General features: G+C 69.1%; 13 protein-coding genes. 2 read left to right on the forward strand and 11 right to left on the reverse strand.

Features of this window, described 5'->3' with window-relative positions; all coding sequences use genetic code 11:
* Nucleotides 1-9 precede the first annotated feature (9 nt).
* Nucleotides 10-1824, reverse strand: a complete 1815-nt coding sequence (locus IB230_RS07920) for a DegV family protein (protein ID WP_192270692.1) — start codon at nt 1822-1824, stop codon at nt 10-12.
* 192 nt (nt 1825-2016) lie between these two features.
* Between IB230_RS07920 and IB230_RS07925 the strand changes: the two genes are divergently transcribed.
* The gene (locus tag IB230_RS07925) at nt 2017-2337 is read left to right on the forward strand and encodes a hypothetical protein (protein ID WP_192270694.1); all 321 of its coding nucleotides are present in this window, start codon (nt 2017-2019) and stop codon (nt 2335-2337) included.
* Nucleotides 2338-2421: 84 nt separating this feature from the next.
* Nucleotides 2422-3117, forward strand: a complete 696-nt coding sequence (locus IB230_RS07930; protein ID WP_343227270.1) for a M90 family metallopeptidase — start codon at nt 2422-2424, stop codon at nt 3115-3117.
* Between the two features lies 1 nt (nt 3118).
* On the opposite strand, the gene IB230_RS07935 is transcribed toward IB230_RS07930, so the two are convergent.
* The 10 genes from IB230_RS07935 to kdpB form a co-directional block, all read right to left on the reverse strand.
* Nucleotides 3119-4573 carry a sensor histidine kinase gene (locus IB230_RS07935; RefSeq protein WP_192270696.1) on the reverse strand — a complete coding sequence of 485 codons (1455 nt, stop codon included), beginning with the start codon at nt 4571-4573 and terminating at the stop codon, nt 3119-3121.
* Between the two features lie 28 nt (nt 4574-4601).
* Complete coding sequence (locus tag IB230_RS07940) at nt 4602-5288, reverse strand: response regulator transcription factor (protein ID WP_055937106.1); 687 nt, start codon at nt 5286-5288, stop codon at nt 4602-4604.
* 76 nt (nt 5289-5364) lie between these two features.
* On the reverse strand, nt 5365-5769 hold the full coding sequence (locus IB230_RS07945; RefSeq protein ID WP_192270698.1) for a hypothetical protein: 405 nt from the start codon (nt 5767-5769) through the stop codon (nt 5365-5367).
* A gap of 147 nt (nt 5770-5916) precedes the next feature.
* Complete coding sequence (locus IB230_RS07950; protein ID WP_192270700.1) at nt 5917-6840, reverse strand: arginine deiminase-related protein; 924 nt, start codon at nt 6838-6840, stop codon at nt 5917-5919.
* 2 nt (nt 6841-6842) lie between these two features.
* On the reverse strand, nt 6843-7841 hold the full coding sequence (gene dusA / locus IB230_RS07955) for a tRNA dihydrouridine(20/20a) synthase DusA (protein WP_192270702.1): 999 nt from the start codon (nt 7839-7841) through the stop codon (nt 6843-6845).
* Nucleotides 7842-8281: 440 nt separating this feature from the next.
* A complete protein-coding gene (locus tag IB230_RS07960) occupies nt 8282-9004 on the reverse strand; it encodes a response regulator transcription factor (RefSeq protein WP_225589266.1) in 723 nt (240 codons plus the stop codon).
* Nucleotides 9005-9012: 8 nt separating this feature from the next.
* On the reverse strand, nt 9013-11646 hold the full coding sequence (locus IB230_RS07965; protein WP_192270704.1) for a sensor histidine kinase KdpD: 2634 nt from the start codon (nt 11644-11646) through the stop codon (nt 9013-9015).
* A gap of 24 nt (nt 11647-11670) precedes the next feature.
* Nucleotides 11671-12090, reverse strand: a complete 420-nt coding sequence (locus tag IB230_RS07970) for a hypothetical protein (RefSeq protein ID WP_192270706.1) — start codon at nt 12088-12090, stop codon at nt 11671-11673.
* 207 nt (nt 12091-12297) lie between these two features.
* Entirely contained in the window at nt 12298-12891 is a 594-nt protein-coding gene (gene kdpC, locus IB230_RS07975) for a potassium-transporting ATPase subunit KdpC (RefSeq protein WP_192270708.1), read from the reverse strand.
* A gap of 9 nt (nt 12892-12900) precedes the next feature.
* Entirely contained in the window at nt 12901-14961 is a 2061-nt protein-coding gene (gene kdpB / locus IB230_RS07980) for a potassium-transporting ATPase subunit KdpB (RefSeq protein WP_192270710.1), read from the reverse strand.
* Between the last annotated feature and the right edge of the window lie 7 nt (nt 14962-14968).

The following is a 14968-nucleotide window of genomic DNA, read 5'->3' on the forward strand; positions in this document are numbered from 1 at the left end:
CTCACCGGCTCAGGCATCGGGCGCCGGCTGCACCGCCACGATCAAGGCGCCCTGCCCGGCGTGCGCGCCGATGGCGGCCCCGGTTTCTACCAGTCGGTCCTCGCTGATCGACAACCGGGTGCGCAACGCCGCGAGCAGACGCTCGCCTTCGGCACGCGCATCGCAGTGCCCGACGATCAGGCGCCAGCGCTGCCCCGCATCCAACTGGCGCACGACCCGCTGCGCGAACGCCTCGGGCGCGCGCGCGCGCGTCAGCAGCAAGCCGGCGACGACCATGCGGCCATCGACGCTCATCTTCGCCATCGGCGTCAGCGCGCTGAGCCGGGCGATCGGCGCCGCCCATCGCGGGATGCGGCCACCGCGCACTGCATGGGAAATGTCCGGCGCGATGGCCCACATCCGCGTGAGCGGGCGCAGGCGCTCCAGTTCGTCGACCACCTCTGCCTCATCCTTCCCTTCGGCCGCCAGTTCGGCGGCACGCCATACCAGCAGGGCTTGCCCGCAAGCCGCGTTGATCGTGTCGAACACGCGCACCCGCCGACCCGGATCGCGCGCCGCCGCATGCTCGCCGGACTGCAACGTGCCCGACAGTGCGCGCGACAGACCCACATACAGCACGCGCGCATGGTGCGCGAGCGACAATTCGAACTGCCGGCGGAAATCGCCAGGCGGCGGCTGGCTGGTGCGCGGCAGCTGGCGCGACGACGCCATGCGCCGGTAGAACTCGGCGGTCGACAGCCCGATCTTGTCCAGATAATCGCGACCGTCCAGATCCACGCGCGCCGGCACCACCCCGATCGCATGGCGCTCGGCGATGTCATCCGGCAGATCGGCGGCGCTGTCGGTGACCACCACCAGCGGCTGCGGTGCGGCGGCGAACGCCTGCTGCCGGATCATGTCGTCGGCCTTCATGCCCTCCACGCGACCCTGCGTTGCACAGGCATCGAACAGCGCCTGCGGCGAGCCGGTGTGGGCGTGTACGCGCAGTCGGGACACACCGCCCGCGATGACGATGGAGTCGGCGCCAAGCGCTTCCAGGGCCGAGCGCAGGCGCTCGCGATCCAGCGCCTCGCCCAGCAGCAGGCATTCGGTGCACCAGCGGCGGCCGGGATCGATCTCGTGGTCGTGCGCCAAGGGCACGCCGGCATCGTTGGCCGCCACCGGCGCACCCGTGCGCATGCGGACCGCCCGCGGACCGCCTTCGACGAACTCGGCGATGCCTTCCAGCAGATCGACGAAGCCCTGCGCGCCCGCATCCACCACACCGGCCTTCTGCAGCAGCGCCATCTGCCGCGGGGTATCGGCCAGCGCGCGACGCGCCCGCACCAGTGCCCGGGTGAATCCGCTGCGCGTATCGGGCTGCGCACTGTCCGCCGCCGCATCCAGTTCGTCGGCGAATGCGGTGATAACGCTGAGGATGGTGCCCTCGACCGGCTGGGCCAGCGCCTGCCGCGCGCTCTGCGCTCCCTGGCGCACGGCGGCGGCAAGCGAGCGGACGTCCAGTTCGGGCAGGGGGCGGACGCGTTCGGCTACCCCGTGCAGGAACTGCGCCAGGATGGCGCCCGAATTGCCGCGCGCGCCGTCGATCGCGTCGTTGCCGACCCGGCTGAGCAGGTCGCCGGCATGCTGGCTGGGCTGGCTCAGCGCGCCGTGCAGCACGCTGCCGAGGGTGGAGGCGAGGTTGTTACCGGTATCGCCATCGGCCACCGGGAACACGTTGATCCGGTTCAACCCATCCCGGGCCGCGATGACCCGGCGGGCGCCGGCAATCAGCGCCAGGCGCAGGGCGGGGGCGGTCAGCGGGCGATCGGGAGGGCTCGGCATGGCGCGAGTCTGCCGGAAGCCGGGCCACCCGCCTGCTGCGACGCAGCAGCCCGTCGCCGGTTTTCCTCGATCCGTCGCCACGGACCGCCGTTTCGTCGCACGGAGGGGGCGGATCCGTGCCGGCCGCCGTCAATCCGGCTATAGTCGGCGGCGTCATCTGGCCGCTGTAACCGACCGACAGGAGTCCCTCCGATGCTTCGCGCCAGCCTTGCCCTGCTGCTTCTCGTTGCCTCGGCGGCGGTATTCGCCCAGAACGGTCGCGGCATCGCCAACGGCACCACCGGTACCTGCCAGGACGTCGCCGACCGTGCGGTCGCCGAACGTCCGGTCGATGCCGTGCCGACCGCATCGGACGCGCGCCGCGCGCGCGCCACCGCCGTGCGCAGCAAGTACGGTGCGCCGACCTCGCTGACGCCTGCCACCTCGCGTGGCGGTGGCGATGACGACGACACTCCACTGCCGCGTAGCCGCGGCTCGAAGTGGCACAGCTTCCTGCCGGGCATGTTCCGCTGACGCGGACGGCGGCACCCGGTGATCGGACTGTTGCGCCGCCTGCGGCGCCCTTCCCCGTCGATTGACGACACTCTCTGGCAACGCGTGCGCACCGCTACCCCATGGGTATCGGCGCTGGACGACGAGCGCTCGGAGCGCCTGCGGGCACTGACGGCGCGCTTCCTGCACCAGAAGACCATCACGCCGCTGGCCGGACTGATCCTCGACGAGGCGCATCGCGCGCAGCTGGCCGCGCTGTGCTGCCTGCCCCTGCTCGAGTACGGCGAGGCCGGCCTGCGCGGCTGGTCGCAACTGATCGTCTACCCGGACGCGTTCCGCGTGCAGCGCACGCACACCGACGCAGCCGGCGTGCTGCACGAGTGGGAAGACGATCTGGCCGGTGAAGCGTGGGACCAGGGGCCGCTGATCCTGTCCTGGGCCGACGTGCAGGCCGACATCGCCGAACCCGACGCCGGCTTCTGCGTGGCTGTCCACGAGATGGCGCACAAGTTGGACGTGCTGGATGGCGAGCTCGACGGCACGCCGCCGTTGCCGGACGCGTGGCACGGTCGCTGGGCGCGCGACTTCCAACGCGCTTACGACGACTTCTGCATGCAGGTCGACCTGGGCCATGACACCGCCATCGACCCGTACGCCGCGGAAGCGCCCGAAGAGTTCTTTGCGGTGACCACCGAGTACCACTTCTCGGCGCCCGACGTGCTGGCCGAGTCCATGCCGGACGTGGCGGCGCATCTGGCGCGTTTCTACGGCCCCTCGCCGATGGCCGGCGCGGCGGCCTGAATCACAGGCCCGGCGGCAACCTTACCTCGAAGCGCGCGCCACCCAGTTCCTCCGATCGCCGCACCTGCAACTCGCCGCGATAGTCGCGGATCAGGTCCTGCACGATCGACAGCCCGATGCCATGCCCCTGCACGCGCTCATCGCCGCGCACACCGCGTTGCAGGACCTTCGCCACATCCTCCTCGGCGATGCCCGGTCCGTCGTCGTCGACGGCCATGAACAGGCCGGCACGCCGCTGCGGCGCTGTCGCACCCACGGTCACCGTCAACAGGACACGGGAACGTGCCCACTTGAAGGCGTTCTCCAGCAGATTGCCCATCAGTTCCTGCAGGTCGCCGGTCTCGCCATGGAAACGCGCACGCGGATCGATTTCGAACTCGCAGATCACGCCCTTCGCGGCGTACACCTTCTCCAGCCCGCGCACGATTTCCTCGGCATGCGGCTCGATGGCCACGGCGGCGGAGAACAGCTTGTGGCCGCTTGAGGCCGCGCGCGCCAATTGGTAGGACACCAGGTTGTTCATCCGCTTGAGCTGCACGTCCAGTTCTTCGCGCAAGGCCTGCGGATCGCCCCCGCCGCTGTCCAGCTGCGTCCGCAGCACGGCGATCGGTGTCTTCAAGCTGTGCGCGAGATCGGCCAACGTGTTGCGCTGGCGCTCCAGGTTTTCGCGCTCGCTCTCGATGAAGGCGTTGATGCTGTCGGTGAGCGGCTCGAGTTCGCGCGGATGACTCTCGGTCATGCCGGACAGCTCGCCGCGCTGCACGCGGCTGAGCTCGAAGATCACCCGTCGCAGCGGACGCAGGCTCCAGCGCAGCACCAGCATCTGCAGCAGCAGCAGGATCACCCCGGCGCCGCCGAGGTAGACCCACAGCGATCCCCGGAATACGCGGATCTGCGCGCTGAGCGCCTGCGCATCCTCGAAGATGTAGATGCTGTAAGGAATCTCGGCATGCTGGTGCGTCGCCGGCCATGCATAACCCACACCGTACCGGTAGGCCTCGCTGTCGCTGCCGTCGGCGCGACGGATCGGCAAGGGACCTTCGAACGATTCTTCCAGCGCACCCAGCATCCGCGGCACCGGCAGCTCGGGACCCAGCGTGGAGTTGGACCCCCATGGCGGCACGCCCTGGAGCACCACCTGCGCGTACATCCCGCTGTCGGGCATGTCGAAGCGGGGATCTGGCGTGTTGTAGGGAGGGATCAGCGTGCCGTTGCGCCCAAACTCCACCTTGTCGGTGTAGTACAGCGCGTAGCTCTTCAACCGCTGGCGCAGGTTGTCCTCGGCCGTGTCGACGAACGCACGGTCCAACGCATACCCGGCCAGGGCGAGGAAGGCGAGCAGCGCAAGGCTGGCGGCGAGCAGCTGGCGGGCACGCAACGAACGCGGCCGCCACCCGTCGAACCGGTCACGGCCGACGGGCGCGGATGGCGCGGCGCCGGAGGGTGGCGCAGGCATCAAGCGCAGGCGATGCCGGCGCGGGGCATCAGCCTTCGCCGCTGCGCGGGATCGCGAAGCGGTAGCCGCGGCCGCGCACGGTCTCGATCGGCTTCAGCTCGCCGTCCGGGTCCAACTTCTTGCGCAGGCGGCCGATGAAGACTTCCAGCACGTTGGAGTCGCGGTCGAAGTCCTGCTGGTAGATGTGCTCGGTCAGGTCGGCCTTCGAGACCAGTTCGCCCGCGTGCATCATCAGGTACTCGAGCACCTTGTACTCGTAGCTGGTCAGGTCGACGTTGCTGCCGTTGACGCTGACGGTCTGCGCCGCCAGATCCAGCGCGACCGGACCGCATTCCAGCGTCGGCTTGCTCCAGCCCGCCGCGCGGCGCAGCAGCGCGTTGACGCGGGCCAGCAGTTCTTCCACATGGAAGGGCTTGACCAGATAGTCGTCGGCGCCCTGCTTCAGGCCTTCGACCTTGTCCTGCCAGCTGCTGCGCGCGGTCAGGATCAGCACGGGAAACTTCTTGCCCTCGTCGCGCAGCGCCTTGATCAGCTCCATGCCCGACATCTTCGGCAGGCCGAGATCGATGATGCCCACGTCGAACGGCACTTCGCGGCCCATGTAGAGACCTTCCTCGCCGTCCTGGGCGGCGTCGACCGCAAAGCCTTCGCGCTTCAGGCGCGCTGCCAGGGTTTCACGCAGGGGGGCTTCGTCTTCGACCAGCAGGATACGCATGGACTCTCCTTGGTATTGCGCGTGGCGCGGAACCGGCCACGGACGTGCTCATGATGAGCGTGGATTCTACGTAAGACTACGGGCGCGAGGGGTTATCGCCGCGTGCAGGCGGCGGAGCGATGTCGCGGCGCGGCCGGACCGGCGAATCGGCATCGCGGCGCGACGGCCCCACATCGTCCTGGGTCTGCGTGCGCACGCGGCCCCGGTCGTCGATGTACTTGACGCGCGTGACATCGCGGCCGTCGTACTGCATGCGTTCGACACTCAACACCTGGTTGCCCGAATCGCTGCGCACGCGGCGGACGGAATCCGACATGGAGTTGCGGTGACCACGGTCGTCGCTGCGCGGTGCGCCGCGCTCCCGCGACGGCGGCGCGTCCCCGCGACCACGGTCATCCTGTGCGTGCACCGCAGCAGTACCGGTGATGGCGGCGAGCACCGCCAAGGCAAGGGCGGCTAGGGTCGGGGTACGAAAACGCATAACGGAATCGTAACGGAACTGGGGTCGCGAAACTGAACGGAACCCGAAACCGCCTCTGGAGAATGGAAGTGAAGTCTTGGACCGCGGCAGTGAATCCGTTCTGAATTTATCCACAGGGTCTTGCCCCGCATTCAGCCAGCTGAACCGTCAGAAAACCTCGGCAACACAACACCTTAGCGACCCGCCGCCGGCTTCGATCGCTTCCAGTGCCACGTTGTGCACTGCGAAACCCACGGCCTCCAGGCCGGTCACTGTGGCGGGCCGCAGGGCCGCGTGGGCACGCCGGCTCATCCACACCCTTTCCGCCCCCAGCGCGATGGCATTGCCAGCGAACGCGGCCTGCTCCTCTCGGGACAGTTCGACCACGCCCCCGGGGTACAACGCCTCCAGGGCAGGCATCAGGCCCGGCGCGTCCAGGCCTCCCGGATAGACCAGAGCCGCCCGCCCGGCCAGCACCGCCAGCAGCACGTTGGTGTGGTATTCGCCAGCCGCCAGATCGAACATCAGCGTGGTGCGCAGGCCGAAGGCCTCATGCATCCGGGCCGCGCCAGCTTCGTCGCAGCGTTCCGACAGGCCGCAGAAGCCGATGCCACGCGCACGGTCGATGACCAGCGCACCGGTCAGTTCGCAGGGGTGTGGCTGGCGGGAAAGGTCGATCTCGGCGTAACCGAGGGTGTCGCGGAAGAACCCGCGGATGTCCGCCCTGCCCGCCTCGCGTTGCCGCACCTCGTGGCGCATGCGGCCGACGATCAACCTCGGTTCGCTATCGACGCGGGCAGTGGCGAACACGTTGTTCGGGAACACCGCATCCGGCGTCGCCTCGTCGCCAGGGAAGCAGACCACCGGCACGTCCTGCCCCAGCGCGCGTTGCAACGCATGGTGCTCGCGCAATGCGGCACCGGTATCGAACGCGCCGGCCTCGGCCATGTAGCGGTTGTCCTGCGCCGATTGTTCGGCCCGCATGAAGCCATCCGGCGACACCAGGAAGGCCGCGCGTGCGGTCGCCGGACCGAAGTCGGTCGCCAGCGAGCGCGCGAACGCGATGAAGGCGGCGACGTCGCGCGTGATCATGATCAGGCCGCCGGGCGCAGTTCGCGCGTGGTCGCGGCCAGCGCCTGCTCCACCAGCGACCAGTCCGCGCCGGGCTTGTGCGCGCCTTCGCTGAGGATCTGGCGAAACGCGCGTCCGCCGGGCTGGGCATGGAACAGGCCCAGCACGTGCCGGGTCAGGTGCTTCAACGCCACGCCTTTGGCCAACTGCGCCTCCACGTAGGGGCGCCAGGCGCGAAGCAGGTCCACGCGCGACTGCATCTCACCACCGAACAGCGCCACCTGCATTTCATGCAACGCATAAGGCTCGTGGTAGGCAGCGCGACCGATCATCACGCCGTCGCTGTGCTGCAAGTGTTCGTGCACCTGCGCGGTCGTGGTGATGCCGCCGTTGAGCGCGACGGTCAGCCCCGGGCGCTCGCGCTTCAGGCGATAGGCCCAGTCGTAGCGCAGCGGCGGGATCTCGCGGTTCTCCTTCGGCGACAGACCCTGCAGCCAGGCCTTGCGCGCATGCACGAAGAACGTGTTGCAGCCGGTGTCGGCCACCGTGTCGATGAAGGCGCGGAACAGGTCGTAGTCTTCCTGTTCGTCCACGCCCAGGCGGCATTTCACCGTAACGGGAATGCCCACCGCCTCGATCATCGCCGCGACGCACTCGGACACCAGCGCAGGCTCCTTCATCAGGCAGGCGCCGAAGCGTCCGGCCTGCACGCGGTCAGACGGGCAGCCGACGTTGAGGTTCACTTCGTCGTAGCCCCAGTCCTGCGCGATGCGCGCGGCCTGCGCCAGGTGTTCGGGCTCGCTGCCGCCGAGTTGCACGGCCACCGGATGCTCCACGGTGTCGAAACCCAGCAACCGGTCGCGGTCGCCATGGATCACCGCCTGCGCGTGCACCATCTCGGTGTACAGGCGCGCCTTGGGCGCCAGCAGCCGGTGGAACACGCGGCAATGCGTATCCGTCCAGTCCATCATCGGGGCGACCGAGAGGCGCAGGGTTTCGTGGGGAATGCGGGGGGACGTCATGGCGTCATTGTACCTTGGCCCCAGCACGGCCCAGCCCACAGGGCAAGGTCCGCCACCTCTGGGGAACTACCGAAGAATCTGTGCGGCCATCACTGCGCAGGCTGTTCCAACGGCCAACCACGCCAACAGGCCCAGCCAGGAGAGACGTCCTCTGTACACACCGAATACCAAGCGGACGAACACCGCCACAGAAAACAACGAAGCAGCGATGAGGACCGGCAATGCCAAGATTCCGAACACCATGGCCGGAATCGTCTGCCCGGACTCCACGAAGTAGAGAAAGAGCACGAAGTAGGCAAGGAATACGAAGGGAATGGGCCACCGCGGAAGGTGGGCCGAACGGCCTGCGTCAGAGTTGGTCGTTGTTCCGGAGTCCATTGCTGACTGTCAGCCCCCTACCACCCGAGTTAAAACGGATTCGCACACCCGCTTCACTACCCTCATCCCACCCCCACAAACCGCAACCCCACCCCCGGCTCCGTCGCGATGTACCGCGGCGCGGTCGCATCGTCGTGCAGTTTCTGCCGTAGCTTGCCCACCAGGATGCGCAGGTAGTGGGTGTCGTCCTGATGGTTGGGGCCCCACAGTTCGCGCAGCAGTTGCGGTTGCGTGACCACGCGGCCGGGGTGCTGCAGCAGCAACGCGAGCAGGGCGAATTCCTTGCGGCTCAGCGCGACGGCTTCACCGTCCAGCGTCACCTCGCGGCGGCCGAGGTCCACGTGCAGATGGCCGTCGTCGAACAGCGGCATCGCGTCGCCGCTGGCGGCGGCGCGGGTGCGCAGCAGACCGCGGATGCGGGCCATCAGTTCCTGCACACCGAACGGCTTGGTGACGTAGTCGTTGGCGCCGCCATCGAGCGCGGCGACCTTCTCCATCTCGCCGTCGCGCACGGTCAGCATGATCACCGGCACCTGCGACCACTGCCGCAGCTCGCGCAGCACGTCGTGGCCTTCCATGTCCGGCAAACCGATATCCAGCACCACCAGGTCGGCACCATGCGCGGCCAGTTCCGCCAGCCCGGCACGGCCGCCCTCCGCCATCGCCACCACATAGCCCTGCGCGCGCAGGCTGATGTCGAGGAAGCGCCGGATCTGCGGCTCGTCGTCGATCACCAGGATGCGCGCCGGCGGGGCGGACGCGGGTGGTGGCGCGGTATAGGTCAAACCAGATCCTAGGCGGGAGTGAGCAGCGGCAGGGTAATCCGGATCACCGTGCCGCGGCCATCCGGCCCCGGCAGCGCTTCCACGCTGCCGCCGTGCGCACCCACCATGCCCTGGCAGATCGCCAGCCCCAGGCCGGTGCCGTGGCGACCGCGGTCGCCGCGCTCCACGCTGTAGAACATGTCGAAGATGCGGCTGCGCTCGTCTTCCGGAATGCCGGGGCCGCGATCGCGTACGTCGACGCGCAACGCGCCGTCGACGAGTTTCGCCTCCACCTGCACCGGCTCGCCGGGTGGGGAGAACTTGCCCGCGTTCTCCAGCACGTTGAACACCGCCTGCTCGATCAGCGCCGGATGCACCCACACCGGCGGCACGTCCGCGGCCACCGTGGTCTGCACGCGCACCTCCGGCTGGTAGCGCTGCAGGCGCGTCACCGCCGAACCGAGCAGTTCGTCCACGCCGATCCAGTCGCGGTTGAGCGTCAGCCCGCTGTGGCCGAGGCGCGTCATGTCGAGCAGGTTCTGGATGTAGCGGTCCAGCCGCTCGCCTTCGGTCTGGATGGTGTCGAGCAGGCTGCGGCGGTCGTTCTCGCCCATCGCGTTCCAGTAGCTGGCCAGGCTGCTGGCCGAACCGATCATCGACGCCAGCGGCGAGCGCAGGTCGTGCGACACCGATGACAGCAGCGCCGAACGCAGGCGCTCGGTTTCGCCACCGACGCGTGCGTCTTCCAGCTCCGCCACCAGCCGCGTGCGCACCACCGCCTGCGCGATGTCCTCGGCCATCGCCTCGGCCAGTCGACGCTGCTCCGGCAGCAATCGGGGGGCGCTGTCGTCGAAGCGCAACCCCAGCACGCCCAGCGTCCCGCGGTCGCCGCGCAGCGGCAGGAACCAGCGGCCCGCGCCTGCCAGGGTATCGGTGTGGCGGCCTGTGGCCTGCCCATGCTGCTGTGCCCAGTCGGCGGCGGCCAGGTCGGTGCCGGCGAGCGTCGTCGTCGCCGGTTCCTCGCGCCCCTGCACGCGCAGCCAGGCCTCCGCCGACAGTGCGCGCTCCAGTGCCTTGCGCCCGGCGGCCAGCACCTGCCCCAGGTCGGCGGCGACGGCCAGTTCGCGACCCAGCGCCTGCAACGCGGTCGCCTGCGTGTTGGCCGCGCGCAGCGCCAGCACCTGCATGCGCAGGCGCGAGGCCAGTCGCCCTGCCACCAACGCGGCGATCAGGAACAGGAACACCGTGGTCACGCCTTGGCGGGCGGTGATGTTGAAGGTGAAGCGCGGTTCGATGAAGAAGAAGTTGTAGGCAAAGAACCCCAGCAGCGCGGCCAGCACCGCGGCGGTCATCCGCGTGCGCGACGCGACCAGCACGACCGCCACGATGAAGACCATCGAGACGTCTTCCAGCCCCATCCAGCGCTCGGCCAGCCATGCCACGCCAATGGAGAGCAACGAGGCCACGGCGGCGAACGCGAGCTCATGCCGCGTCAGCCAACTACCGATGCCGGTGTCGCCGCGACGCGCACGTGCGCGCGCTTCCGGCGTGCTGATGATGACCAGTTCGTAGTGCGCACCGCGCTGCAGGATCTGCTGGGTCAGCGTGCGGTTGAACATGCGCGCCACCGGCCGCTCGCGCGTCCGCCCCAGCACCAGCGTCGAGGCGCCGCTTTGCGTGGCGTGATCCAGCAGCGCATCGGCGATGCGCGCGCCGCGCAGCACCTCGGTGTCCGCACCGAGGCGGCGCGCCAGCGCGAACGCCTGGTCGATCTCGTGCTGCTTGGCCGTCTCCACCGCCTCCGACGGCTGCACCGTCACCACGCTCCACGGTGCATCGCGGCGCTCGGCGATGCGGCGCGCGGCGCGCACCAGATAGTCGGACTGGCCGCAGCCGTCAATGGCGACCAGCACGCGCCGCCGCAACGGCAAGCCGGGCAAGCCGCGCGCGGCCTGATCTTCGCGCAGGTCGCTGTCGACGCGGTCGGCCGCGGTCTGCATGGCCAGCTCGCGCAGCGCGATCAGGTTCGACGGCGAGAAGAACGCCTGCAGCGCCTGCGCCGCCTGTTCGGGCAGGTAGACCTTGCCCTGGTGCAGCCGCTCGATCAGCTCGCGCGGCGGCAGGTCGACCAGCACGATGTCGCGCAGGCGGTCGAACACGATGTCCGGCACGGTCTCGCTGACGCGCACACCGGTGATGCGGTGGACGACGTCATTGAGGCTTTCCAGGTGCTGGATGTTGATGGTGGTGTGGACGTCGATGCCCGCGTCCAGCAGTTCGATCACATCCTGCCAGCGGCGTTCGTGGCGGCTGCCCGGCGCGTTGCGGTGGGCCAGCTCGTCGACCAGCGCGATCTGCGGGCGGCGCGCCAGCAGCGCGTCCAGGTCCATCTCGTCCAGCCAGCGGCCCTGGTAGGACACGCGCCGGCGCGGCAGGATCTCCAGCCCCTCGGTCTGCGCCGCGGTCTCGCCGCGCCCGTGCGTCTCGACGATGCCGACCACGACGTCCCTGCCCTGCCGGCGCAGCTCACGCGCCCGCGACAGCATGGTGTAGGTCTTGCCGACCCCGGGCGCTGCGCCCAGGAAGATGGTCAGCCGCCCGCCCTGCTCACGCTGCAGGTGGTCGATCAGGGCATCGGCCTGGCGGTCGCGGGCGTCGGTCATGGCGATAGTGTGCCTGTTGTCGTGTCACGGCGAGCAGGTGGCTCGGCCGCGCGGGGTAACGGCGACGCCGTAGTGGTGACCTGCATGTGCGCGGACGGCGCTTTCAAGGAAGTTTTCCTCGATGGAGAGGCAGGAATGCCTTGTTCGCGAAGCAGATGTCATCGCCCACGCACCGTTCTGGTTCGGCAGAGATGTCGGTTTCCTTGTCGTCTCACCTGAAAGCCTCGACCCCATGAACCTTTCAGGTTCGGCAGCGAGGAAATTTTCCTCGTCGTCGAGGTGTCGGACCTGGTGCGCGAGGCGATGGACGTCGTCGTCGAATCTTTCTTCTTTGGAATGCGAAGAAACTTTCTTCGTCAACGCACCTTTGAACACCGCGCGCGAGGAAACTTTCTTCGGCGGCGCACCTTTCTGGTTCGCTGGCGATGGTGGTTTGTTGACCATCCGGACTGGCAGCCTCGCTTCTCGCCCCCTCTCCCCCGCAGGCGGGGGAGAGGGCTGGGGTGAGGGGGCCAGACGCGGCAGCAGCGCCAGGCACGGACGCGACGCTGGCTTCGTTTGCCCCCTCACCTGCCTTCGGCATCCTCTCCCCCGCAAGCGGGGGAGAAGAGAAAGCCAATCCTCGCTCTGCCCAGCCAGATCCATGTCGCCTTACTCGGGCTTTCCACGCGCATCCAGCGCCAAATTCAGTTCCAGCACATTGACGCGCGGCGCACCCAGCAGGCCGAACTGGCGTCCCTCGGTATGTTCGGCAACCACCTGCTCGACCTCACCGACCGGCAGGCCGCGAACACGCGCGACGCGAGCGATCTGGATCTGCACCGCCGCCGGCGACAGGTGCGGATCGATGCCGCCGCCGGATTGCGTGACCAGGTCGCTGGGCACGTCGGCCGGGGTCACGCCCTCGCGGGCCGCGACGGCGGCGCGCGCCTCATCGATGCGCGCACGCAGGTCGGGATTCGTCCGCGCCTGGTTACTGCCGGCCAGCCCCATCACGCTGTAGCTCGCCGCCGACGGGCGCGACTGGAAGTAACGGTCGTCGGCGAACGGCTGGGCGACCAGCGAGGAACCGATCACCTGGCCGTCGCGTTCGATCAGGCTGCCGTTGGCCTGGTGCGGGAACAGCACCCGGCCCAGGCCGGCGCCGGCCAGCGAATACAGCAGGCCGAAACCGAGCAGCGTGACCAGTGCCAGCGCCAACGAGGCGCGCCACACCGGCGTGGAAGACATCGTGGAAACATTCATGGCAATTCCTCAGGCGCCGGTGACGGCGGCCAGCAACAGGTCGATGAGCTTGATCGCGGCGAACGGCAGCAGCACGCCGCCGACGCCGTAGACCAGCATGTTCCGGCGCAGCAGCGCGGTGGCGCCGGCCGGGCGGAAGCGCACGCCGCGCAGCGCCAGCGGGATCAGCAGCGGGATGATGATCGCGTTGAAGATCAACGCCGCCAGCACCGCGTTGGTGGGGCTGGACAGCTGCATCACGTTCAACGCGCCCATCGAGGGAATCGCCGCGGCGAACAGCGCCGGCAGGATGGCGAAGTACTTCGACACGTCGTTGGCCAGCGAGAACGTGGTCAGCGCGCCGCGGGTGATCAGCTGCTGCTTGCCGACTTCCACCACCTCCAGCAGCTTGGCCGGATCGGAATCGAGGTCGACCATGTTGCCGGCCTCCTTCGCCGCCTGTGTGCCGGAGTTCATCGCCAGACCGACGTCGGCCTGTGCCAGCGCAGGCGCGTCGTTGGTGCCGTCGCCAACCATGGCGACGAGACGGCCACCCGCCTGTTCCTGACGGATGCGCGCCAGCTTGTCTTCCGGGCGCGCCTCGGCGATGTAGTCGTCCACGCCGGCCTCGGCAGCGATCGCGGCGGCGGTCAGCGGGTTGTCGCCGGTGATCATCACCGTGCGGATGCCCATGGCGCGCATGTGGGCGAACTTCTCCTTGATGCCGTGCTTGACCACGTCGGAGAGTTCGACCACGCCGAGCACGTGGTTGCCGTCGCTGACCACTAGCGGGGTGGCGCCGTTGCGCGCGACCTGTTCGACGCGCGCGGTGAGCTCGGCGGGTACGTTGCCACCGAGCGCCTGCACGTGCTTCAGGATCGCGTCCATCGCGCCCTTGCGGATCACCCGGACGTGGCCACGGCCATCGTCGGGGAGATCGACGCCGGACATGCGGGTCTGCGCAGTGAACGCGACGAACTGCGCGCGTTCGGGATCGGCCAGCGTGGCGCCCTGTTCGCGCGCCAGCTTGACGATCGACTTGCCTTCCGGCGTGGGGTCGGCCAGCGAAGACAGCATGGCGGCGTCGCGCAGCTGTTCGCGGTCGACGCCGGCCAGCGCATGGAACAGCGTGGCCTGGCGGTCGCCGTGGGTAATCGTGCCGGTCTTGTCGAGCAGCAGCACGTCGATGTCGCCGGCGACTTCGACCGCCTTGCCCGACTTGGCCAGCACGTTGGCGGCCAACGCACGGTTCATGCCGGCGATGCCGATGGCCGGCAGCAGGCCGCCGATGGTGGTGGGGATCAGGCAGACCAGCAGCGCGACCAGCAGCAGCGGATCGAGCTTGGCGCCGACGAAGCCGGCGATGAAGGGCAGCGAGACGACCACGATCAGGAAGGTCAGCGTCATCGTCAGCAGTAGCAGGCCGAGCGCGATTTCGTTCGGTGTCTTCTGCCGGTTGGCGCCTTCGACCAGCGCGATCATGCGGTCGAGGAAGCTGTGGCCGGGCTCGGCGGTGACCTTCACCACGATCTCGTCGGACAGCACCTTGGTGCCGCCGATCACGCCGCTGCGGTCGGTGCCGGCTTCGCGCAGCACGGGCGCCGACTCGCCGGTGACGGCCGACTCGTTGATGGTGGCCAGGCCCTTGACGATTTCGCCATCGGCCGGGACCTGTTCGCCGGCGGAGACGATGACGTAGTCGCCCGGCTTCAGTTCGGCCGCGGGAAGGCGGCGCTCGGTGCCGCCCAGCGGCGTGTCGATGCGACGCGCGACAAGGTCCTTGCGGGCGCGGCGCAGCGACGCCGCCTGGCCGCGGCCGCGCGCTTCGGCGACGGCTTCGGCGAAGTTGGCGAACAGCACGGTGACGAACAGCAGCACGGTCACCGACCAGCCGATGCCGGGCGTGGTGGTGCCGGCCAGGGTGAGGCCGGCGGTCAGCAGCGTGCCCAGCCAGACCACGGCCATGACCGGGTTCTTGAAGGCGTGCTGCGGGGCCAGTTTGGTGAAGGAGCCGATGACGGCAGCACGGAAGCCCGCGCTGTCGAGCAGGGCCGGCGCGCGGCCGGCGGAGCGTGAGGAGGAAGAAGTCATGTCGGTG

The sequence above is a fragment of the Pseudoxanthomonas sp. PXM01 genome (assembly GCF_014851815.1).
Classification (GTDB): Bacteria; Pseudomonadota; Gammaproteobacteria; order Xanthomonadales; family Xanthomonadaceae; genus Pseudoxanthomonas_A.

Coding starts and splice junctions, on each gene's coding strand:
- IB230_RS07920 (WP_192270692.1), bottom strand. CDS start 1,824: ATGCCGAGCCCTCCCGATCGCCCGCTGACCGCCCCCGCCCTGCGCCTG.
- IB230_RS07925 (WP_192270694.1), top strand. CDS start 2,017: ATGCTTCGCGCCAGCCTTGCCCTGCTGCTTCTCGTTGCCTCGGCGGCG.
- IB230_RS07935 (WP_192270696.1), bottom strand. CDS start 4,573: ATGCCTGCGCCACCCTCCGGCGCCGCGCCATCCGCGCCCGTCGGCCGT.
- IB230_RS07940 (WP_055937106.1), bottom strand. CDS start 5,288: ATGCGTATCCTGCTGGTCGAAGACGAAGCCCCCCTGCGTGAAACCCTG.
- IB230_RS07945 (WP_192270698.1), bottom strand. CDS start 5,769: ATGCGTTTTCGTACCCCGACCCTAGCCGCCCTTGCCTTGGCGGTGCTC.
- IB230_RS07950 (WP_192270700.1), bottom strand. CDS start 6,840: ATGATCACGCGCGACGTCGCCGCCTTCATCGCGTTCGCGCGCTCGCTG.
- dusA (WP_192270702.1), bottom strand. CDS start 7,841: ATGACGTCCCCCCGCATTCCCCACGAAACCCTGCGCCTCTCGGTCGCC.
- IB230_RS07965 (WP_192270704.1), bottom strand. CDS start 11,646: ATGACCGACGCCCGCGACCGCCAGGCCGATGCCCTGATCGACCACCTG.
- IB230_RS07970 (WP_192270706.1), bottom strand. CDS start 12,090: ATGGTCAACAAACCACCATCGCCAGCGAACCAGAAAGGTGCGCCGCCG.
- kdpC (WP_192270708.1), bottom strand. CDS start 12,891: ATGAATGTTTCCACGATGTCTTCCACGCCGGTGTGGCGCGCCTCGTTG.
- kdpB (WP_192270710.1), bottom strand. CDS start 14,961: ATGACTTCTTCCTCCTCACGCTCCGCCGGCCGCGCGCCGGCCCTGCTC.